Genomic DNA, 19,535 nt, shown 5'->3' with positions numbered 1-19,535 from the left:
CCCGGCCAACTGCCGGGCCGCCTTGCAGAAAAGGTTACGGATCGACCTGACCCATCAGCTCGGCCACCGATTCCGGGCGCTTGGCGTAGCGCTGGGCCAGCACCGCGCAGACCATCAGCTGGATCTGGTGGAACAGCATCAGCGGCAGAATCAGCACGCCCAGGGTGCTGCCGGCGAACAGCACCTGGGCCATGGGCACGCCGGTGGCCAGGCTCTTTTTCGAGCCGCAGAAGAGGATGGTGATGCGGTCTTCCTGGTCGAAGCCGAACAGCTTGCCGAGAAAGCTCGAGGCCAGCAGCACCAGGGCCAGGAGGATGCAGCAGGCCACCACCAGCCCGCCCAGTTCCCACAGCGGGATCTGCTGCCAGATGCCTTCGTTCACCGCTTCGCTGAAGGCGCCGTAGACCACCAGCAGGATCGAGCCCTGGTCGACGAAGCGCAGCCAGTTCTTGTTGCGCCCGACCCAGGCACCGATCCAGCGCCGGGCAATCTGCCCGGCGATAAAGGGCAGCAGCAACTGCACGCTGATCTTGAGGATCGCATCCAGGGTCGAGCCGCTGTCGCCGTGCACGTTCAGCAGCAGGGTCACCAAAAGCGGGGTGAGGAAGATGCCGAACAGGCTCGATGCCGCGGCGCTGCAGATGGCCGCCGGGATATTGCCCCGGGCCAGGGAGGTGAAGGCGATGGCCGATTGCACCGTGGCCGGCAGGGCGCACAGGTAGAGCATGCCCAGGTACAGGTCGTTGCCCACCAGCGGCGACAGCAGCGGCTTGAGCGCCAGCCCCAGCAGCGGGAAGAGCACGAAGGTCAGGCTGAACACCAGCAGGTGCAGGCGCCAGTGGCCGGCCCCGGCTATGATCGCTTCGCGCGACAGCTTGGCGCCGTGGAGGAAGAACAGCAGGCCGATGGCGAGGTTGGTCAGCCAGCCGAAGCCGACCGCCACCTGGCCGCTGGCGGGCAGGAAGCTGGCCAGCAGCACCACGCCGATCAGGGTCAAAGTGAAGTTGTCGGGCAAAAGACGCGAGCGTGTCATAGCGGGATCATCCGGAGGTTGCCAAGTGCGGTGGGGCGACTCTAACGTGGCTGGAATTTACCGACTAACGCCAAGGAGCCCATTAATGCCGCCTAAAGGACATGAAAAAATCGTCCGTCGCAGTATTCCCGGGCTGCCCAGTCTGCCGCGACCGGTGTACGGACGCACCGAATCCTTGCCCAATCGCGCCTTGACCCGGCGCCACAGCCACCCCTGGGTGCAGTTGTCCTACGCGATTGCCGGGGTGCTGGAGATCCAGACCAGCGCCGGGCGCTTTATCGCTCCGCCGCAGCGCGCGGTGTGGATTCCCGCCGGGGTGCCGCACCGGGTGTTCAGCTCGCCGCGCACCGAGATGCGCAGCCTGTACCTCGATTGCAGCGTTACCACCTGGGCGGCGCCAGACAGCTGCCAGGTGCTGGCGGTCAGCAGCCTGCTGCGCGAGCTGATCCGCGCCTTCAGCGAATTGCCGGTGGAGTATGTCGAGGACAGCGCCGACGGGCGCCTGGCCCAGGTGCTGCTGGACCAGCTGGCCGCCGCGCCGCAACTGGACCTGATGCTGCCGCTGCCCCTGGACCCGCGTTTGCGCTCGATTTACCGCAGCCTGCAGGTGCACCCGGAACAGCCCACGACGCTGGGCCAGTGGAGCCACAAGCTGGGTGTTACGGAGAAAACCCTCAGCCGCCTGTTTCTCAAGGACACCGGACTGACCTTCCGCGCCTGGCGCCAACGCTTGCGCCTGCTCGGCGCGCTGACTCCGCTGGAGCAGGGCGAGCGGGTCACCGATGTTGCCCTGGCCTGTGGCTATGACTCGACTTCGGCGTTTATCGCCGCGTTTCGCCAGCAGTTCGACGCCACCCCGGGGGAGTTTTTCCGCGATCTATGAAGGCTTGGCCGCTCCTTGTAGCCGCTGCCGCAGGCTGCTAACGGTCGCGAAGCGGCCGCAGCGTTATATCAGGATGCCGGTGTGGGTCTGCTGCGCAGCCCATCGCAGCCTGCGGCAGCGGCTACAGGGTGCGACGGTGCAGCGGTATGGGATGTGCGGCAGTGCGAAAACTACCGCATGGTGCGACAAGGCGCGGCAGGTCAGGCCCTTGACGGGCGCAGCAGTGCGATCTGCTCCGGCGGCACCAGGGTGCGCAGGGTCTTGTACAGGGCCCGGGTTTCCAGCAGGTTCCAGATCCGCAGCAGGGTTTCCAGGGCGTCCAGCGGCTTGCTGATGAAGTCCCGGGCGCCCAGGGCCAGGGCCCGCAGGCGGGTGTCGCGGGTGGCGTCGGCGGTGAGCACCAGGATCGGCAGGTAGTCGTGGGCCGGGATCCGCCGGTTGAGCTGTTCGAGCACGGCAAAGCCGTCGAACTCGGGCATGTGCAGATCGAGGATCACCAGGTCCGGTTCGAAGCTGTTGAACAGCTCCAGGGTGCGCAGCGGCTGGGTGCTGCTCAGGACGTTGTGCAGGCCTTCGCGGGCCAGCAGCTGTTCCATCAGGTCCAGGTTGGGGCGCTGATCATCGACGATGAGGATGCGCATATCGGCAGTCATAGGGGCTCCGCTAAACAGGCGTCCAAGTGGGCGAAGAACGCCGGGATTTGAATGGGCTTGGTGAGGATCGCCGTGGCGCCGGCTTCCAGCAGGCGGCGCTGGGTCAGTTCGCTGGCGTCGGCGGTGATCATCAGGATCGGCGTGGTGGCGGTGTTGCTGGAGGCCCGCAGCCGTTGCAGCACTTGCAGGCCTTGCAGGTCCGGCAGGTTGACGTCCAGCAGGATCATCTGCGGTGTGTGCTGGCGGGCCAGGTCCAGGCCCAGTTGGCCCTGCATGCTCGACAGCAACTGAATCCCCGGGCGGCGCTGCAGCAGGGTTTCGATCAGCGCCAGGCTTTGCAGGTTGTCTTCGATGCAGAGGATCTTGCCCTGATAGGGGCTGGGCGTGGGCAGCGCCGGCGGTTGCAGCAGTACAGTGGCCGGCGTCGCAGCCGGGGCATCGGGCAGGCGCACGCAGGGCAGTTCGAGGATGAAGCGGCTGCCGCTGCCCGGTGTGCTGTGCACCTCCAGGCTGCCGTCCATCATCTCCAGCAGGCTCTTGCTCAGGGCCAGGCCCAGGCCGGTGCCTTCGACCTTGGGGTCGGCGTCCAGGCGTTCGAAAGGCTTGAACAGGCGTTGCAGGTGATCGGCGGCAATCCCGGCCCCGGTGTCGATCACGGCAATGCGCAGGCGCGGCTCCTCCAGGGTCACCTCGATGCTGACCCGGCCCTGGGCGCGGTTGTACTTGATGGCGTTGGACAGCAGGTTGAGCAGCACCTGGATCAGCCGCTGGCGGTCGGCAATCACCCCGCTGTCGGCGGGCAGTTCCGGCAAGGCACTGAGCTGGATGCCGGCGTCGGTGGCCATCGGCGACACCAGGGTCAGGGCCTCATGCAGCACCGCCGCCAGGGGCATGGGCTCGACGTTCAGCGGCAGGCGCCCGGCTTCGATGCGGGCGATGTCCAGCACCTCGTTGATCAGCCCCAGCAGGTGCTGGCCGGCCCGCAGGATATGCCCGACCTGGGGGCGCTGGCCGGCGCTGGAGTCCATGTCCAGCAGTTGCGCGAAACCGAGGATGGCATTGAGCGGGGTGCGCAGTTCGTGGCTCATGCGCGAGAGGAATTCGCTCTTGGCGCGGCTGGCGCTTTCGGCTTCTTCGCGGGCGGTGCCCAGGGCGATTTCCGCGGCGCGGCGGTCGGTGATGTCCCGGGTGATCTTGGAAAACCCCCGCAGGGCGCCGCTGGCGTCGTATTGCGCGGTGATCACCACGCTGGCCCAGAAGCGGCTGCCGTCCTTGCGGCAGCGCCAGCCTTCTTCCATGTAGTGGCCGTGGGCGGTGGCTTCGCGCAGGGCCATCTCCGGGTGCTGCGGGCATTCCTCCGGCAGGTAGAACAGGGAGAAATGGCGGCCGATGATTTCCTGGTCGCGGTAGCCCTTGATCCGTTCGGCACCGAAGTTCCAGGTGGTGACCATGCCGGCGGTATCCAGGGCGAAAATCCCGTAGTCCTTGACCCCGTCGATGATCAGGCGCAGGCGTTCTTCGTTGTCGCGCAGGGCGCGCTCGCGCTCGGCCAGCAGTTGCCCCGCCTCCACCAGGCGCGTGCCCAGCTGGCCGATTTCATCCAGCTCCGGGGCTTGCGGCAGCAGGGGCTGGCCCAGGGCCAGGCGCTGGGCGTTGCCCTGGACCTGCTGCACCCGGGTGACGATGCCCCGGGACAACAGCAGCACCGCGACGATGGCGCCGAACAGCCCGCAACCGGCGGCCAGCAGCGTGGCGAACAGCAGGCGCATGCGGGTTGCCGCCGCGGCCGCGGTGCGCTCTGCCAGCAGTGCGTCCTCGTGGATGCGCATGGCGCTGATCTGCTCGCGCAGCACATCCAGCACCTGCTTGTTGTCGATGAGGATCGCGGTCACCGTGGCGCTATCGTCGCGGCTGCCGTTGCGCAGGGCCACCAGGCCTTCGAGCTTGGTCTGGATCAGCGGGGTGATGCTGTGCAGGTACTCGCGCATGCGCGTGTCGCGCACGTTGCGATCCAGGCGCTGCAAGGCGGCTTCGATCTGCGGGCGGGCCTGGAGGTAGGCGGGCAGGAAGTCCTCGCTGCGGGTCAGCAAGTAACCGCGCACACTGGCCGCGGCCTCGGCCAGCAGGGTGTGCACGGTCTGGATGTCGCCCTGCACCAGCAGCACCCGGCGCACGTCTTCTTCGGCGCGGGCGGTCTGGCGTTCGGCGCTGTAGATCAGCACCAGCGACAGCAGCAGGATCACCAGCGGCAGGGAAATCACCACCAGCGCCTTGCCCCGCAGCGGCAGGTCGGCCCAGCGCCGGGCGCTGCGCAGGTTCATGGCCACTGCCCGCTGGGCTGGGCCACCAGCCCCAGGGCGATGCCACGCACCGCCGCCTGGGTGCGGTCGGAGGCGCCGAGCTTGCCGATCACCCGCTCGACGTGGGCCTTGGCGGTGCCGGTGGTGATGCCGAGCTTTTCGCCGATCTCGCGGTTGCTGAAGCCACCGGCCACCAGCCCCAGGACCTGGCGCTCGCGTGCCGTCAGGGCCTGGGCCTGGGGGATCTGGCCGCTGCCGCGCTCGGTCATGCGTCGCAGCAGGCGCGCGCTGACCGCGCTGTTGAGGGCCTCCTCGCCCTGGGCCACCCGTTGCAGGGCGCCGATCACTTCGTCGCGGCTGGCGTCCTTGAGCAGGTAGCCCACGGCGCCGGCGGTCATGGCCGCTTCCAGGTGATCGGGGCTGTCGTCCATGGTGAAGATCACCACCTTGACCTCGGGCTGGCGCTGCTGCAGAAGGCGCGCGGCCCCCAGGCCATTGAGCCGCGGCATGCGGATGTCGAGGATGGCGATGTCCGGGCGCAGTTGCTCGCACAGGGCCAGGGCTTCTTCACCGTCCCTGGCCTGGCCCACCACCTCGAACTCCGGGTTGCCCGCCAGCAGGGCGACGAAGCCGGTGCGGGTCACTTCATGGTCGTCCGCCAGGACCAGGCGTATCAGGCTACTCATGGCGCTTGCTCCAAGGGTTGCACGGGCACGCTGGCCAGCAGCCGGGTGCCGCTGCCGGGCCGGCTGTCGCAGCTGAAATGGCCGCCCAGCAGATGGGCGCGCTCATGCATGGCGACCTGACCCAGCTGCTCGGCCACCGGGGCCGGCGAGCTGACGAATCCGCAACCGTCATCGTTGACCCCGAGCAGCGCCAGGCCGTCTTCCAGGGCCAGGCTCAGGTGCACCTGCGAGGCCCGGGCGTGCTTGAGGATGTTGTTGATGGCTTCCTGGGCGATGCGGAACAGGGCGATCTCCACCGCATCGGGCAGGCGCTGCGGCGCGCGCTGCCCCCAGTACACCAGCAGACCGGCGTCGCGCAGGCGGTCGGCCTCGCGGTCGATGGCCCGCAGCAGGCCGAAGTCGTCGAGCACGTGGGGGCGCAAGCCGCCGATCAGTTGCCGGCCTTCGCCGACGCAGCCCTGGGCCAGTTGCAGGATGGTCTGCAGGTCCTGGTGCAGCTCGGCGGGCAACGGCGGACAGCGCCCGGCGAAGCCCTGCAGGCGCTGGTGCAGCCCGGCCAGGGTTTGCGCCAGGCCGTCGTGCAGGTCATAGGCGACCCGCTTGCGTTCGTCTTCCTGGGCGCTGAACAGGCGTTGCACCAGCTCCGACATGCTGCGCTCCCGGGCTTGCAGGTCGCGCAGCAGACGATGGTTTTCCAGGTGCGCCGCCAGCAGGGTGGCCAGCAGTTGCAGGGATTCCAGGTCTTCGCTGTCCGGCGGGCTGATGGGCACGCTGTTGGCCAGCAGCAGGGCGCCGAAGGCCCGGCCGTCGGCGCGGTGCAACAGCACGCGCAGCACGGCGCTGTCCGGGGTCGGCGGCGGCTCCGGCCAGCGCGGGTGATCGGCCAGGGCGCGCAGGCCTTGCAGGCGTTCTTCATGACCCAGGGCGGCGCGGGTGTGGACCACGCCGTCTTCGGCCCATTCCAGCAGCAGCCCGTGGTCCATGGCGGCAAAGGCGCAGGCCCGTTGCACCACCCGCTGGCGCATCTGCTCGGGGGGCAGTTGCAGCAGTTCCTGGCCGGTGTCCACCAGCAGTCGCAGGCGCGCGGCGCGGCTCTGCGACTGTCGATACTGGCTGCGCAGGGCCAGGGCGCTGGCGGGGTCGAAGGATGGGGTGGACATGGCGGGGCTCCAGTGCGGCGGCGCTGCTGTTGAACAAAAGCGGGCATTAGACCCGCTGCTGCACGTCACGCCTATCTGCCGAATGGCATAGGCCAAAAGCTCCAGTTGGCCGATGGCGCGGGCGATGGCGATAGGCAAAGTGTGGCTCATTGAAACCCACTGGAGAAATCGTATGAAACTGAAAACCACTGCCCTGGCCCTGTTTTTTGCCTTCACCGCTCCACTGGCGGTGGCCGCCGAGGTCAAGCCCTATGTCTACAGCGCCGTTGCCGAGCAGCCGCAAGCGGCCCAGGACCGTGAGATCGCCGGCCTGTTCGATCGCTGGAACAGCGCCTTGCAGACCGGCAACCCGCAGTCGGTGGTGAGCCTGTATGCGCCGAACGCGGTGTTGCAGCCGACCGTATCGAACCAGGTGCGCAGCACTCACGCACAGATCCAGGACTACTTCGAGCACTTCCTGGCGTCCAAGCCGGTAGGTCAGATCAACTACCGTGAGATCCGTCACCTGGGCCCGGATGCCGCCCTGGACAGCGGCGTCTACACCTTTACCCTGACCGATGCGTCGGGCAAGGCCGAGAAGGTCCAGGCGCGCTACACCTTCCTGTACGAGCGTATCGATGGTCAGTGGAAGATCCTCAACCATCACTCCTCGGCCATGCCGGAAGTCCAGCCGCAGCTGGCCGCTCACTGATCCACCTTGCGTTGCCTTCACGCCGAGCTTTCGCTCGGCGTTGTCGTTTCCGCGGCTCACTGCTCGCGGTAGCGCCCCGGGGTCATGCCGAACCAGCGCAGGCAGGCCTTGTGAAAGCTGCTCTGGTCGCGAAAGCCCAATAGCGCGCCGATGTACTTGACGCTGCGCATGGAGTTGCGCAGGAAGCTGTGGGCCAGCATCAAGCGGGCTTCGTCCTGCAACGCCGAGAAGTGCACGTCTTCATGGCCCAGGCGGCGCTGCAGGCTGCGGGTGCTGACCCCCACCGCCTGGGCGATATGCGGCAGGTCGCTGGGCGCGCCCTGGGCCAGGGATTCGGACAGGGCCCGACGCACCCGCGCCGTCATCGAGCCGCTGAGCAACACGTTGAGCCGGTTGCGCGCATATTCCATGTGCAACACGTCCAGGGCCGGGTCGGCGGTGGGCAGGGCAATGGCGCAGTCCTGACGGCTGAACGTCAGGCTGTTGTGCGGAGCATCGAACTGCAGGTTGTCGCCCATCAACCGGCGCAGCATGCGGGTGTCCGCCGGCTCGGGGTAGGTGAAGGCGGCCATCTGCGGCCGCGGTTTGTGCTGCGGCAGCAGCCAGTGCAGCAGGCCCAGGGTCTGGGCGGCGCCGGCGTCGATCAGTGCCCGGGGAATCAGCGAGGGCTCGGCGGTGATATCGAAGCCGATCAGTTGCAAGGCATCGGGCTTGCGTTCCAGGCACATGCAGAAGCTGTTGCGGGTCAGTGCCTGGTAATCCACCAGGCGTTGTAGCGCCGCCCCCAGGGTCGCGCAGGACATCACCGCATAGCCCAGGGCTTCCAGGTTGGCTGGATGGGCCTTGCTGTAGGCCAGCAGGCCGAGGTCCGGGTTGCCGGTGCGCCGGGCGGCTTCGCGCATCACTTGATAAACCAGTTCCAGCCTCACGCCCTTGGGATTGTCCTCAACGTCCTGGATGCTGCTGCCGAAGGTTCTGAGCAGGGCGTCGACGTTGGCGCCGCCTTCTCTGATGACATCGGCAAGCACCCGAAAGCTGGCGCTGGTCATTCTGTGCATAGGTCTTCCTGAACTAGTGGCTAAATGATATCGATGAGGCCTTTTGCATGATTGCAATAAACAAAAGGCCGCAGACGAATAAGCACTGAGCCAGGTTTCCAAGGACAAGCGAAAGGTATCCGGGAACACTTCCGGGTGGCCTGGGCAGGGTCGATCATGGTTGGGCAGGGACCCTTGGGCGCGCGCTGGCCACGGCGTCACACCATGTCTGAGGGTGCATCGTTGGCTGGCCTATGGATTCGTCATGCAGAGCATCAAAGACTTTTATCGCGAACTGGCCGAAGGCCGTTTGATGCTGGCATTCCAGCCGGTGGTGTGGCTGCCGGACAGCAGCCGGGTGCTCTACCACGAAGGCTTGCTGCGGCATATCGATGCCCAGGGGGGCGATGTCTACCCCCTGGCGCTGCTGGAAAAGCACCAGGTGATGCGCGAGCTGGACCGCAGCGTGGTGCTCTGCGTGATCGATGCCCTGCAACGGGATGAACGCCTGCGCCTGGGGTGCAATATTTCCGCCCAGAGCGCGATCATCGACCCCTTCTGGCACGCCATTGTCCAGCAACTGCGAGACTTCCCCTCAGTCGCCGCGCGACTGGTGATCGAGATCACCGAAAGCGCCACGCCGCCGAGCATCGAGGCGGCCAGCGAATTCGTCCTGTGCCTGCGGGAACTGGGCTGTCGGGTGGCCATCGACGATTTCGGCGCGGGCCTGGGCACCCTGGAGTTCATCCGCCAGACCCGACCGGACATCGTCAAGATCGACAAGGGCTACATCCAGCGTGCCCGTGGCGAACTCAATAGCGCCCAGACCCTCAGCCACCTGGTGCAGCTGTGCAAGACCCTGGCGCCCTGCGTGATTATCGAAGGGGTGGAGGTGGGCAGCGACCAGAACCTGGCCACCGCCTGTGGTGGCGAGTGGGGGCAGGGCTATCTGTTCGGGCGTCCGCAGGTGGATCGCCTTGGCCGGCGCTGCCGCCTGGAGCAGCGGGCGGCAGAGTTGTGCGCGCCGGATCAGGCGTAGCCACGCTGCGGCAGCGGGGCTGGGATGGCGCGCAGTTCAGTCGGGCTGCACAGTGATGGGCGGGGTGTTGGCGGTCGGGTCTTGCACCTCGGCAGCGACGGGCAATGCCGGCAGGTCTTCCAGGGGCGAACGGGTCATGTCCACGTGCATGTTGCGCTTGGGCCGTTCCGGCTGGAATGCGTCGTAGGGCAGCAGCACCGTGTCGAGCGCCGCATCCAGGGGCAGGCTGGCGATCATCAGGATCGGGCACACCACCGTCACCCAGCAGCCGCCGGTGATCATGCGTGCGTAGCCCATGTCGTAGCCAGTGAGCACTTGGGCGTTGGTCTTGACGCTGCGGTAGTAGCGGTCGTCGCGAAAGTCCAGGGCATTGCCGCGAGTCATGTAGGTGCCACAGCCGGACAGCAGCAGGGTGTTGAGTAGCAACAGGTAATGGAGGATTCGGATGATCAGGCTTCCACGCAGGGTCGAGACAGGGGCGGGCGCGAATCAGTGATTCATCGCGTCGTAGGGCAGCAGCGCGGTGTCGGCCACGGCGTCCACCGGCAGGCTGACGATGGCCACCACCGGGCAGACGATGCTCATCCAGCAGAAGACCGTGGTATAGCCGTCGTAGCCGCTGGCGCCGCGCATGGTCAGCAGTTCGATATTGGCCTGGGTGCCTTTGTAGTAGTCGTAGCCGCTGTGGGCATTGGGGGTGCGGGCGATCAGGGTGCCGCAGCCCGTCAGGGACAGCAGGGTCAACAGAAGTGCAGCGTTGAGGGCTTTGATGATGCCATTCCTTAGCGAGCGGTTTTTTGCGCGCGCATCGTCGCAGAAGCCAGGCGCGCAAGCTAGATCAGGCCCGGATAAATAATCGCCAGGCGCGGCCCGATCAGATCTCTGACGGGATCAACAGCAGCAGATCGGTATCGCCGATATCCACCCCGGCCTGGCTCAGCAGGGTGCTGGCCTGGCCTCGGTGATGGGTCTGGTGATTGAAGAAATGCACCAGCAGGGCGTGGAAATTGCGCTCGGCGGCCACGCCTTTGGTGTTGGTGTAATGCAGGCTGCTGTCCAGGTCGGCGTCGCTCAGGGACTGGCTGAAATCCAGGATCAACTGGTCCAGCCATTGGCGTTGCTGCCAGAGCCCGCGCAGGTCGGGGAACAGCAGGGTCTTGAGGTCCTGGGGCAGGGCCACCTGCTGCAGCGGGGCCAGCGCCGGAGGCTGCGCCGGGTGTCGGGCAAAGCGCTTGAGCCAGATCGTGTCACCGGCCAGCAGGTGGTTGAGGGTGCCGAGGATCGAGCCGAAAAACGCCTGGCGGTCGAGGACGATCTGCGCCTCGGGCAGGCTCATGGCGGCCTGGTATAACTTGGCGTTCATCCACTGGTTGTAGCGGGCCATCAGGCACAGGTGCTCGGTGCGCTTCATGGTTGTTCCTCTGGGGTTGTGCGGGCGGGTGCGCAGCAGCTTTGCAAGCCTCGCTGCACACTTGCAAGGGGCGCGACGAAAGCCTTGCGCGCCGGCTGTTTGCGGGGCCTTGCAGCCATTAAAAAAACCGCCCCTTTGGCCCCGATAACATCGTTTCTCGGGGCTTGGGCTTTTCTCTATATTGGCCACCAGATCCAGCGCGGCAACAGGCCGCGCGCCCTCTATGGTGAGCCGTTGCAATGAATAAAAAACCTGAACGCACAGGGCTGGAAAACCCCGGGACCGCCACTCGCGTGGTCTGGGGCGGAGAGCAGATCCGTCACCCCTACAACGCCACGCAAACCCCGATTGTCGCCAGCGCCGCCTACGGTTACGACGACATCGACCAGTGGTACGACGTGGCCCTGGGCAAGGCCCCGGGCTTCATCTACAGCCGCATGAGCAACCCCACGGTGGAAACCTTGGAAGCCAAATTGTGCGACCTGGAAAACGCCGAATCGGCGGTGGCCTTCAGCAGCGGCATGGCGGCCATCAGCGGCGTGCTCTACAGCTTCCTGCGCCACGGCCAGCGAGTGGTGTCGACCAAGGACAGCTACGGCGGCACCAACAAGATTTTCGAGGAGTTCCTGCCGCGCATGGGCGTGGCCGTGACCCTCTGCGAAACCTTCGACCAGCAGCAGATCGAAGCCGAGATCGCCAAGGGTTGCGACCTGCTGTACCTGGAGACGCCGACCAACCCGACCCTGAAGATCGTCGATATCCAGCATCTGGTCGCCGCGGCGAAACAGGTCGGTGCCCTGGTGGTGGCGGACAACACTTTCGCCACGCCGCTGAACCAGAACCCCCTGGCCCTGGGCGTGGACGTGGTGATCCACAGCGCCACCAAGTTCCTCAGTGGCCACGGCGACGTGCTGGGTGGAGTGGCCTGCGGCAGCGAGGCGCTGATGAGCCAGGTGCGCCATTACCGGGAAATCAACGGCGCCAGCCTCGATCCGTTCTCGGCCTACCTGATCATCCGCGGGATCAAGACCCTGGCCCTGCGCATGCGCCAGCAACAGCACAGCGCCGCGCAGCTGGCGCAGTTCCTGCTCAACGAGCCGCTGGTGGAATCGGTGAACTACCCGGGCCTGCCCAGCCACCCGAACCACGCCGTGGCCTGTGCGCAGATGCGCGGTTTCGGCGCCATCGTCAGTTTTGTCCTGGTGGGCGGCATGGACAGCGTCAAGCAACTGTTGCCACGCCTGCGCTATGCCCACTGCGCCGGCAACCTGGGCGCGGTGGAAACCATCTACGGCCCGGCGCGCACCACCAGCCATGTCGAAAACACCCTGGAAGAGCGTCAGGCCCTGGGCATTTCCGAAGGGCTGGTACGGATCTCGGTGGGCATCGAAGACACCGATGACCTGCTGGCCGACCTGCAGCAGGCCTTCGCCTGGCTGCGCCAATCCCTCAAGCACAACCCGGCGCCCGGCGCCGTCCCTTCCCTGAATGCCCGGGCCGAGGTCGCCCACTGACAGAGCGCGCAACACCCCCACAGCAAGGCAGCCCGTGGGGGCTTCATGAAGAGGAATAACAATAAAAACCTGGTGGCATCCGATTTGTTTTCTGCCCATTTCCACAGTCGCAGAAATTGAGACTTGCCCTGACAACTTTCATGAGAACCATCATGTCCCTACAAGAACAACAGACCGACTTGCGCGGCGGCTTCAAGCAAGAAATGCAGACCCGGCACATTGTCATGCTCGCCCTCGGCGGGGTGATCGGCACCGGACTGTTCCTCACCTCCGGCTACACGGTGAACCAGGCTGGCCCGCTGGGCGCGGTGATTGCCTACATCATCGGCGCGCTGATGGTGTACCTGGTGATGATGTGCCTCGGCGAACTGGCGGTGCAGATGCCCGAGACCGGCTCCTTCAGCACCTACGCCACGCGCTTTCTCGGCCCCGGCACCGGCTACACCGTGGCCTGGCTGTACTGGCTGACCTGGACCGTGGCCATCGGCTCGGAATTCACCGCCGCCGGGATCCTCATGGCCCGCTGGTTCCCCGAGACCCCGGTGTGGATCTGGAGCGCGCTGTTCGCCATGGTGGTGTTCCTCTCCAACGTGGTCTCGGTGCGGCTGTTCGCCGAGACCGAGTTCTGGCTGTCGCTGGTCAAGGTGATCACCGTGCTGGCGTTTCTGGCGGTGGGCGGCGGGGCGATCCTCGGCCTTTTGCACATCGACCAGGCCCATAGCATTGGCCTGAGCAACTTCACCCGCGAGGGGCTGTTCCCCACCGGCTTCATGCCGATCGCCATGACCCTGCTGGCGGTGGCCTTCGCCTTCTCCGGCACTGAGCTGATCGGCATCGCCGCCGGCGAAACCCGTGACCCGCAACGCAACGTGCCACGGGCGATCCGCACCACGGTGCTGCGCCTGGCTATCTTCTTCGTCGGCACCATCTTCGTCCTCGCCACCCTGTTGCCCCGGGAGCAGGCCGGCCTGGTGGAAAGCCCGTTCGTCACGGTGTTCACCTACATCGGCATTCCGTACTCGGCCGACATCATGAACTTCGTGATCATCAGTGCGCTGCTGTCGGCCGCCAACTCCGGGCTGTACGCCGCCTCGCGGATGCTCTGGACCCTGAGCGACCAGGGCCACCTGCCCAAGCAGTTCTCGGCCCTGACCCGCATGGGCACGCCGCTTAACGCGATCATCGTGAGCATGGCCGGGGGCGCCGCCTCGCTGCTCAGCAGCGTGTTCGCCCCGGACACCATCTACCTGGCCCTGGTGTCGATTTCCGGGCTGGCGGTGGTGGTGGTGTGGATGAGCATCGCCGCCAGCCAGATCGCCTTCCGCCGGCACTTCGTGGCCAACGGCGGTGATGTGCGCGACTTGAAATTCCGGGTCCGTGGCTACCCCTGGGTGCCGCTGGGGGCGCTCCTGTGCTGCGCCCTGGCCTGTGTCGGCATCGGCTTCGACCCTGAGCAGCGGGTGGCCCTGTACTTCGGTGTGCCGTTCATCGCCTGGTGCTACCTGGTGTATTACATTACCCGCAGCAGCCGCCAGCGGCGCCTGGCCCTGGCACCTCTGGCACGCTCGTCCGATGCCCTGCCGGGCTGACGGATGGCAACGGCATCCAGGGCGTTGATGAGAGCCAGGCCATGAAGCAGAAAAGCTTGCCCCCGCTGAACTGGCTGCGCGCCTTCGAAGTGTCCGCCCGCTGCCTGAACTTCACCCACGCCGCCGAGGAGCTGTTCCTCACCCAGGGCGCGGTGAGCCAGCAGATCCGCCAGCTGGAAAGCCATCTCGGGGTGGCGCTGTTCAAGCGCCTGCCCCGGGGCCTGGACCTGACCGAGGAGGGCCGCTCCTACCTGCCGGTGGTGCAGGACGCCATCACCCGGCTGGCGGTGGGCACCAACGAGATCTTCGGCCAGCACCAGCACCGGCCGATCAAGGTGCGCGGCAGCCTGGCGTTCTTCGTCCACTGGCTGGCGCCCAAGCTGCCGACCTTTCAGCAGGCCCAGCCGCAGGTGGACATTCGTTACATCAGCAATATCTGGGTCAAGGAGCTGGATGGCGAAGACGACCTGGAAATCCGCTGGGGCCGCGGTCACTGGCCGGGGCTGGTGGCCCAGCGCCTGACCTGGGACAGCCTGTTCCCGGTCTGCGCCCCGGCCTTGCTGGCGCGCCTGCCGCTGCAGGTGCCGGACGATCTGGCCCGCCATCAACTGCTGCACGTGCTGGGCTACGAAGAGGGCTGGGGCTACTGGCTTGAACGAGCCGGCGCCAGCCGGGTGGACTCGTCCCGGGGCATGCAGTTCGACACCCTGATCTCGACCCTGCGCATGGCCGAGCTGGGCCAGGGCGTGGCCCTGGCCCGCTCCTCGATGGTCGCCGACATGCTCGCCGATGGGCGTCTGGTGGAGCCCTTCGAGCAGCGTATCGAGGCCAGCGAATCCTTTTACCTGGTGCGCGGCGCCGATGCCGAGCAACACCCCGATGCGCTGAAGTTTTCCACCTGGCTGGTGGAGCAGGCCCATCGCTACAAATGACTGGCCGGAGCCAAGCATGCGCTATGTGAGTACCCGCAGTGCCGCCGAACAGGTGGATTTTGCAACCGTGGTCCTGTCCGGCGTGGCCGCCGACGGCGGGCTTTATGTGCCGCAGCGGCTGCCGTGTTTCAGCCCCCAGGAAATCGCCAACTGGTCGACCCTGGATTACCCCGAACTGGCCTTTCGCGTGCTCAGCCCCTTTGTTGGCGACAGCCTGCCCGAGGCCGACTTCAAGGCGCTGCTGCACAGGGCCTACAGCGGTTTTGGCCATCGCGCGGTGGCGCCCCTGCGGCAGATCGATCGCAACGAATGGCTGCTGGAGCTGTTTCACGGCCCCAGTGGTTCGGCCAAGGATTTTGCCGCGCGCCTGCAGGCCCAACTGGTGAGCTACTTTCTCCAGCGCCGGCAGCGGCGTGGGGTGCTGGTGGGCGCCAGCAACGGCGACACCGCCCTGGCGGCGATCGACGCCTTCAAGGACTGTCCGCAGACCCAGGTGCTGGTGTTCTATCCGCAAAACGCCGTGCCCGAGCAGCAGGGGCGGCAGTTGCAGGCGGCCCATCACCCGGGGCTGTGGCGCTTTGCGGTGCAGGGCAGTTTCGACGACTGCCAGACCCTGGTCAGCCGCCTGTTGCGCCAGTGGCCTTTGCCCGAGCACGAGGCGATCGGCTTCAACTCCAGCAACTGGGTCGGGGTCATGGCCCAGCTGGTGCTGTATTTCCACGCCGTGCTGCAACTGGGCGGCGGCCAGCGGCCCATCGGCTTCAGCGTACCGGCGGCGAGTTTCGCCGAAGTCTATGCCGGCTACATCGTGCAGAAGATGGGCTTGCCGATCACCCAGATGATTGTCGCCACCAATAGCAACGACGCGCTGCATCAGCTGTTCCTGAAGAACCGCTACTCCCGCGGGCAGGCCCGCCAGAGCCTGTCGCCGGCCATGGACCTGTCGCTGTTCGCCAATCTCGAACGCCTGGTCTGGGAGCTGTATGGCCAGGACCCGCAGGCGGTGGCGGCGCTGATGCGCGGGTTCGAGGACAGCGGCGAGATGAGCCTGAACAACGAGGCCTGGCTGCAGGCGCGGATGATCATCGACTCCTATTCGGTCAGCGACGAAGAGACCGGCAAGGAGATCGTCAGCCTGTATCGGGACACCGGCTACGTCATCGATCCCCATGCCGCCACCGGGGTCCTGGCGGCGCGCCTGTACCGCCGCAGTCTGGTGGCGCCGATGGTCACCCTGGGAGAAATCGCCCCGGCCAAGTCGGCGCGGCTCCTGGGTTCGCTGGGCATTCCAGGGGTGGTCCCGCCACCGGTGGCCGCGCCCTCGACGCAGCAGTGGCAGACCCTGGCGGCGGATGATTTTGCCGCGCTGCTGCATCACCTCAAGGCACTGTGATGGACCGGTTCAAGGGGGCGGTATGAAGCGGATTCTCGATCCTCTGGATGAGCGCATCCTGGCCGAGCTGAGCGTCAATGCCCGGGCGGCCCACGCCGAGCTGGCGGCCAAGGTCAACCTGTCGCGCAACGCCGTGCGCCAGCGCATCGAACGCCTGGAACGCGACGGCGCGATCCAGGGCTACACCATTCGCCTGGGCGAAGGGCGCGGGGCGGATACCCGGATCAATGCGCTGATCTTCGTCTACCGCTACGACCGCATGCGCGGCGCCGAAGTGCTGCAGGCCTTGCGGGCCATGCCGGAGATCGTCCAGTGCGAAGTGCTCAGCGGCGAGTTCGACGTGCTGGTGCGAGTCAGCGCCGCCAGCGCGGAACGGGTGCACCGGGTGTGGAATGACATCGCCGCCTTGCCCGGGGTGGAAAATACCGTGACTTCCTTTGTTTTGTCGTCGGTGAGTTAGGCGCTGTTCGCCACGAAAAGAAGCCAACGCAAGTTGGCTTTTTTATGCCCGCTCACCTGGCTCCAGGGTTGGGCAAATTGCTCAGCAAATACAGCAAAACGGCATATTTCACTGCCCGGCCCCGACCCCTAACCTTGTGTCCATCAGCTTTTCAACCCGGATGGAACACAACAAAAATGACTGAATACAACATTGCCCTGGTGGGCTTCGGCGGGGTCAATCGGGCCCTGGCGCAATTGATTGCCGAGCGCAATCAGACCTGGAAACAACAACTGGGTTTCAGCCTGAAAATCGTCGGTGTCAGCGATCTGTTCCTTGGTTCCATCGTCGCTCCCCAGGGGCTGGATGCCGGTCTGCTGAGCAAGTTGCCGGCAACCAAGGGCGCCTTGGCGCAACTGCCCGGCGGCCAGGTGGAGGCGCTCAACGAGCAGGTGATCAAGGACTCCGGCGCCGACATCATCGCCGAGGCCACTTTTACCAATCCGGTGGACGGCGAACCGGCCAGCACTTTCTGCCGCTGGGCCCTGGAGCAGGGCAAGCACGTGGTGACCACCAACAAGGGGCCGATTGCCCTGCACGGTGCCGAGCTCAAGGCCCTGGCCCAGCGCAATCAGGCGGCGTTCGAGTACGAAGGCGCGGTGATGAGCGGCACCCCGGTGATCCGCATGGCCCAGCAATCCCTGGCGGGCAGCGAGCTGCTGGGTTTTGAGGGCATTCTCAATGGCACCTCCAACTTTGTGCTGACCCGCATGGAAGCCGGCCTGGGCTTTGCCGAGGCGGTGGCCGAGGCCCAGGCCCTGGGCTATGCCGAGGCCGATCCGACGGCGGATGTCGAAGGTTTTGACGTGCGCTTGAAGGTGGTGATCCTGGCCAATGAGCTGCTCGGTGCACAGCTGACCGTCAGCGACGTCAGTTGCCGCGGCATCTCCGGCCTGACGGCGGCGGATCTGGAGCAGGCCCGGGCCGAGGGTGCGCGCTGGAAGCTGATCGGTTCGGCCCAGCGTCTGGCCGATGGCTCGCTGCAGGCCAGTGTCGAGCCGCGGCTGTTGCCCTTGGCCCATCCGCTGGCGGGGATTGGCGGGGCGATCAACGCGGTGTCGTTCAACAGCGAACTGCTGGGCGCGGTAACGGTGTCCGGGCCGGGCGCTGGGCGCATCGAGACGGCCTTTGCCTTGCTCTCGGACATCATCCACATCCACCAGTCGCGCACCTGCCGCTAGGAGCCTGCCCATGAACCTGTCACGTCTGGCGCCGGTCGCCGATTCGATTGACGTCTGCAGCCCCTTCGATGGTCGGCTGATCGGGACCGTGCCACGCCTTGAGGCCGGTGCCGTGCCCTACCTGTTGCAGCAAGCCCGCCAGGGCGTCAGCGACTGCGCGGCGCTGCCGCGTTATCAGCGGGCACGGATTCTGGAGCGGGCGGCCTTGAACATCGAGCGCGATGCCGAGCACTTTGCCCGGCTGATCGTCGATGAAGCGGGCAAGACCCTGAAACAGGCACAGAAGGAGGTCAAGCGCTGCATCAACACCCTCAAGCTGTCGGCCGAGGAGGCCAAGCGCAATGCCGGCGAGGTGCTGCCATTCGATGCTTATGAAGGCTCGGAAAACCGCCAGGGCTGGTTCTCCCGCGAGCCTTTGGGGTTGATCCTGGCGATCACCCCCTACAACGATCCGCTGAACCTGGTGGCGCACAAGCTGGGTCCGGCCATCGCCGGGGGCAACGGGGTGATTCTCAAGCCGTCGGAGCTGGCGCCGCTGTCGGCGATCAAGCTGGTGGACTACTTGCGCGATGCCGGGCTGCCGGCTTCGGTGGTGACCCTGGCCACCGGCGGCGCGGAGCTGGGCAAGGCCCTGGTGGCGGCCCGCGAGGTGCGGATGATTTCCTTCACCGGCGGCTTTGTCACCGGCGAGCAGATCGCCCGCAGCGCCGGCCTGAAGAAGCTGGCCATGGACCTGGGGGGCAACGCGCCGGTGATCGTCATGGCCGACTGCGACCTGGCGGCGACGGTGGAAAGCTGCGTGTCCGGGGCGTTCTGGGCGGCGGGGCAGAACTGCATCGGCACCCAGCGCCTGCTGGTCCAGGCCTCGATCTATGAGGCGTTTCGCGAGGCCTTTGTGCGCCTGGCCCGGGAGCAGGTCAGTGGCGACCCGTTGGCCGACAGCACGGATATCGGGCCGATGATCAGCCTGCAGGCGGCGCAGAACGCGCAGAAGGTCGTGGATGAAGCGCTGCAGCAGGGCGCGCGGCTGCTCTGTGGGCATCAGCGCCGTGGTTCCTGCTACGCCGCCACGGTGCTGGAGGATGTCGACCATGGCAGTCGGCTGTGGCAGGACGAGGTCTTTGCGCCCGTGGTGGTCTTGCAGCCGTTCGACGATCTGGATCAGGCCATCGCCCTGGCCAACCAGCCCGAATACAGCCTGCATGCGGGGATCTTCACCAACGATCTGCGCACCGCCATGGACGCTGCACGGCGGATCGAGGCCGGTGGGGTGATGATCAACGATTCGTCCGACTACCGTTTCGATGCCATGCCGTTTGGCGGCTTCAAGTACGGCAGCCTGGGCCGCGAAGGGGTGCGGTTCGCCTATGAGGAAATGACCCAGCCCAAGGTGGTGTGCCTCAACCGCCTGAGCTGAGGCCGAATGCAGCAACACGACAGGTCGTCGGGCACCGGGCAGGTTTGGTCACCTGCCCGGTGTTTTTTTGTCTGGGCGCCAGCGGAGCGAATCGACCCGGACAGCGGCGGTGGTAGA

General features: G+C 66.2%; 19 protein-coding genes. 10 read left to right on the top strand and 9 right to left on the bottom strand.

The window, feature by feature from the left end:
* Positions 1-34 precede the first annotated feature (34 nt).
* Entirely contained in the window at positions 35-1,033 is a 999-nt protein-coding gene (locus GWQ44_RS11260; protein ID WP_103739719.1) for a bile acid:sodium symporter family protein, read from the bottom strand.
* A gap of 85 nt (positions 1,034-1,118) precedes the next feature.
* Here GWQ44_RS11260 and GWQ44_RS11255 point away from each other — a divergent pair, with 85 nt between their 5' ends.
* The gene (locus GWQ44_RS11255; protein ID WP_275927340.1) at positions 1,119-1,916 is read left to right on the top strand and encodes a helix-turn-helix transcriptional regulator; all 798 of its coding nucleotides are present in this window, start codon (positions 1,119-1,121) and stop codon (positions 1,914-1,916) included.
* Between the two features lie 200 nt (positions 1,917-2,116).
* Here GWQ44_RS11255 and GWQ44_RS11250 read toward each other — a convergent pair whose 3' ends face one another.
* Genes GWQ44_RS11250 through GWQ44_RS11235 form a run of 4 tightly spaced genes read right to left on the bottom strand, consistent with a single transcriptional unit; the run spans position 2,117 to position 6,715 of the window.
* The gene (locus GWQ44_RS11250; RefSeq protein WP_016966775.1) at positions 2,117-2,569 is read right to left on the bottom strand and encodes a response regulator; all 453 of its coding nucleotides are present in this window, start codon (positions 2,567-2,569) and stop codon (positions 2,117-2,119) included.
* The gene (locus GWQ44_RS11245) at positions 2,566-4,890 is read right to left on the bottom strand and encodes an ATP-binding protein (RefSeq protein ID WP_179600835.1); all 2,325 of its coding nucleotides are present in this window, start codon (positions 4,888-4,890) and stop codon (positions 2,566-2,568) included. The genes GWQ44_RS11250 and GWQ44_RS11245 overlap by 4 nt, the downstream gene beginning before the upstream one ends.
* Positions 4,887-5,555, bottom strand: coding sequence for a response regulator transcription factor (locus tag GWQ44_RS11240; RefSeq protein WP_060844069.1), 669 nt, complete (start codon positions 5,553-5,555; stop codon positions 4,887-4,889). The genes GWQ44_RS11245 and GWQ44_RS11240 overlap by 4 nt, the downstream gene beginning before the upstream one ends.
* Positions 5,552-6,715 (bottom strand): sensor histidine kinase, encoded by a 1,164-nt coding sequence (locus GWQ44_RS11235; protein ID WP_275927339.1) that lies wholly within the window; start codon positions 6,713-6,715, stop codon positions 5,552-5,554. The genes GWQ44_RS11240 and GWQ44_RS11235 overlap by 4 nt, the downstream gene beginning before the upstream one ends.
* Before the next feature lie 172 nt (positions 6,716-6,887).
* Here GWQ44_RS11235 and GWQ44_RS11230 point away from each other — a divergent pair, with 172 nt between their 5' ends.
* Complete coding sequence (locus GWQ44_RS11230; protein WP_047305201.1) at positions 6,888-7,406, top strand: SgcJ/EcaC family oxidoreductase; 519 nt, start codon at positions 6,888-6,890, stop codon at positions 7,404-7,406.
* 56 nt (positions 7,407-7,462) lie between these two features.
* Here GWQ44_RS11230 and GWQ44_RS11225 read toward each other — a convergent pair whose 3' ends face one another.
* Entirely contained in the window at positions 7,463-8,464 is a 1,002-nt protein-coding gene (locus tag GWQ44_RS11225; protein WP_016967797.1) for an AraC family transcriptional regulator, read from the bottom strand.
* Positions 8,465-8,708: 244 nt separating this feature from the next.
* Between GWQ44_RS11225 and GWQ44_RS11220 the strand changes: the two genes are divergently transcribed.
* The gene (locus GWQ44_RS11220; protein ID WP_275927338.1) at positions 8,709-9,482 is read left to right on the top strand and encodes an EAL domain-containing protein; all 774 of its coding nucleotides are present in this window, start codon (positions 8,709-8,711) and stop codon (positions 9,480-9,482) included.
* 36 nt (positions 9,483-9,518) lie between these two features.
* Here the strand turns inward: GWQ44_RS11220 and GWQ44_RS11215 are convergent, their stop codons facing one another.
* The 3 genes from GWQ44_RS11215 to GWQ44_RS11205 all read right to left on the bottom strand — a co-directional run bounded on the left by GWQ44_RS11215 (position 9,519) and on the right by GWQ44_RS11205 (position 10,893).
* Positions 9,519-9,908 (bottom strand): YceK/YidQ family lipoprotein, encoded by a 390-nt coding sequence (locus tag GWQ44_RS11215; RefSeq protein WP_016967795.1) that lies wholly within the window; start codon positions 9,906-9,908, stop codon positions 9,519-9,521.
* A 63-nt stretch (positions 9,909-9,971) separates the two neighbouring features.
* Positions 9,972-10,226 (bottom strand): YceK/YidQ family lipoprotein, encoded by a 255-nt coding sequence (locus tag GWQ44_RS11210; protein WP_016967794.1) that lies wholly within the window; start codon positions 10,224-10,226, stop codon positions 9,972-9,974.
* A 130-nt stretch (positions 10,227-10,356) separates the two neighbouring features.
* Positions 10,357-10,893, bottom strand: coding sequence for a DinB family protein (locus tag GWQ44_RS11205; protein ID WP_275927337.1), 537 nt, complete (start codon positions 10,891-10,893; stop codon positions 10,357-10,359).
* Positions 10,894-11,132: 239 nt separating this feature from the next.
* Between GWQ44_RS11205 and GWQ44_RS11200 the strand changes: the two genes are divergently transcribed.
* From GWQ44_RS11200 to GWQ44_RS11170, 7 genes are all read left to right on the top strand, one after another.
* Positions 11,133-12,407 carry a cystathionine gamma-synthase family protein gene (locus GWQ44_RS11200; protein ID WP_275927336.1) on the top strand — a complete coding sequence of 425 codons (1,275 nt, stop codon included), beginning with the start codon at positions 11,133-11,135 and terminating at the stop codon, positions 12,405-12,407.
* A gap of 152 nt (positions 12,408-12,559) precedes the next feature.
* Entirely contained in the window at positions 12,560-13,996 is a 1,437-nt protein-coding gene (locus GWQ44_RS11195) for an amino acid permease (RefSeq protein WP_103739712.1), read from the top strand.
* A 41-nt stretch (positions 13,997-14,037) separates the two neighbouring features.
* Positions 14,038-14,928, top strand: a complete 891-nt coding sequence (locus tag GWQ44_RS11190) for a LysR substrate-binding domain-containing protein (RefSeq protein ID WP_016967790.1) — start codon at positions 14,038-14,040, stop codon at positions 14,926-14,928.
* A 16-nt stretch (positions 14,929-14,944) separates the two neighbouring features.
* Positions 14,945-16,321 (top strand): threonine synthase, encoded by a 1,377-nt coding sequence (gene thrC / locus GWQ44_RS11185; RefSeq protein ID WP_275927335.1) that lies wholly within the window; start codon positions 14,945-14,947, stop codon positions 16,319-16,321.
* 22 nt (positions 16,322-16,343) lie between these two features.
* On the top strand, positions 16,344-16,781 hold the full coding sequence (locus GWQ44_RS11180; RefSeq protein ID WP_016967788.1) for an Lrp/AsnC family transcriptional regulator: 438 nt from the start codon (positions 16,344-16,346) through the stop codon (positions 16,779-16,781).
* A 176-nt stretch (positions 16,782-16,957) separates the two neighbouring features.
* The gene (locus tag GWQ44_RS11175) at positions 16,958-18,001 is read left to right on the top strand and encodes a homoserine dehydrogenase (protein ID WP_275927334.1); all 1,044 of its coding nucleotides are present in this window, start codon (positions 16,958-16,960) and stop codon (positions 17,999-18,001) included.
* Between the two features lie 10 nt (positions 18,002-18,011).
* A complete protein-coding gene (locus GWQ44_RS11170) occupies positions 18,012-19,418 on the top strand; it encodes an aldehyde dehydrogenase family protein (RefSeq protein ID WP_016967786.1) in 1,407 nt (468 codons plus the stop codon).
* Positions 19,419-19,535 lie beyond the last annotated feature (117 nt).

Origin of the sequence: Pseudomonas sp. 3MA1 (assembly GCF_029237275.1) — a bacterium.
Lineage (GTDB): Bacteria > Pseudomonadota > Gammaproteobacteria > Pseudomonadales > Pseudomonadaceae > Aquipseudomonas > Aquipseudomonas fluorescens_AP.
Note: the sequence above shows the minus strand (reverse complement) of the source record. Positions and strands in the feature narration are given on the sequence as shown.

Excerpts from the sequence above, each read along its gene's own strand:
- GWQ44_RS11195 (WP_103739712.1), top strand. The coding sequence starts at position 12,560 with ATGTCCCTACAAGAACAACAGACCGACTTGCGCGGCGGCTTCAAGCAA.
- GWQ44_RS11250 (WP_016966775.1), bottom strand. The coding sequence starts at position 2,569 with ATGACTGCCGATATGCGCATCCTCATCGTCGATGATCAGCGCCCCAAC.
- GWQ44_RS11190 (WP_016967790.1), top strand. The coding sequence starts at position 14,038 with ATGAAGCAGAAAAGCTTGCCCCCGCTGAACTGGCTGCGCGCCTTCGAA.
- GWQ44_RS11220 (WP_275927338.1), top strand. The coding sequence starts at position 8,709 with ATGCAGAGCATCAAAGACTTTTATCGCGAACTGGCCGAAGGCCGTTTG.
- GWQ44_RS11230 (WP_047305201.1), top strand. The coding sequence starts at position 6,888 with ATGAAACTGAAAACCACTGCCCTGGCCCTGTTTTTTGCCTTCACCGCT.
- GWQ44_RS11175 (WP_275927334.1), top strand. The coding sequence starts at position 16,958 with ATGACTGAATACAACATTGCCCTGGTGGGCTTCGGCGGGGTCAATCGG.
- GWQ44_RS11245 (WP_179600835.1), bottom strand. The coding sequence starts at position 4,890 with ATGAACCTGCGCAGCGCCCGGCGCTGGGCCGACCTGCCGCTGCGGGGC.
- GWQ44_RS11235 (WP_275927339.1), bottom strand. The coding sequence starts at position 6,715 with ATGTCCACCCCATCCTTCGACCCCGCCAGCGCCCTGGCCCTGCGCAGC.
- GWQ44_RS11180 (WP_016967788.1), top strand. The coding sequence starts at position 16,344 with ATGAAGCGGATTCTCGATCCTCTGGATGAGCGCATCCTGGCCGAGCTG.
- GWQ44_RS11200 (WP_275927336.1), top strand. The coding sequence starts at position 11,133 with ATGAATAAAAAACCTGAACGCACAGGGCTGGAAAACCCCGGGACCGCC.
- GWQ44_RS11255 (WP_275927340.1), top strand. The coding sequence starts at position 1,119 with ATGCCGCCTAAAGGACATGAAAAAATCGTCCGTCGCAGTATTCCCGGG.
- GWQ44_RS11260 (WP_103739719.1), bottom strand. The coding sequence starts at position 1,033 with ATGACACGCTCGCGTCTTTTGCCCGACAACTTCACTTTGACCCTGATC.
- GWQ44_RS11225 (WP_016967797.1), bottom strand. The coding sequence starts at position 8,464 with ATGCACAGAATGACCAGCGCCAGCTTTCGGGTGCTTGCCGATGTCATC.
- GWQ44_RS11240 (WP_060844069.1), bottom strand. The coding sequence starts at position 5,555 with ATGAGTAGCCTGATACGCCTGGTCCTGGCGGACGACCATGAAGTGACC.
- thrC (WP_275927335.1), top strand. The coding sequence starts at position 14,945 with ATGCGCTATGTGAGTACCCGCAGTGCCGCCGAACAGGTGGATTTTGCA.
- GWQ44_RS11170 (WP_016967786.1), top strand. The coding sequence starts at position 18,012 with ATGAACCTGTCACGTCTGGCGCCGGTCGCCGATTCGATTGACGTCTGC.
- GWQ44_RS11205 (WP_275927337.1), bottom strand. The coding sequence starts at position 10,893 with ATGAAGCGCACCGAGCACCTGTGCCTGATGGCCCGCTACAACCAGTGG.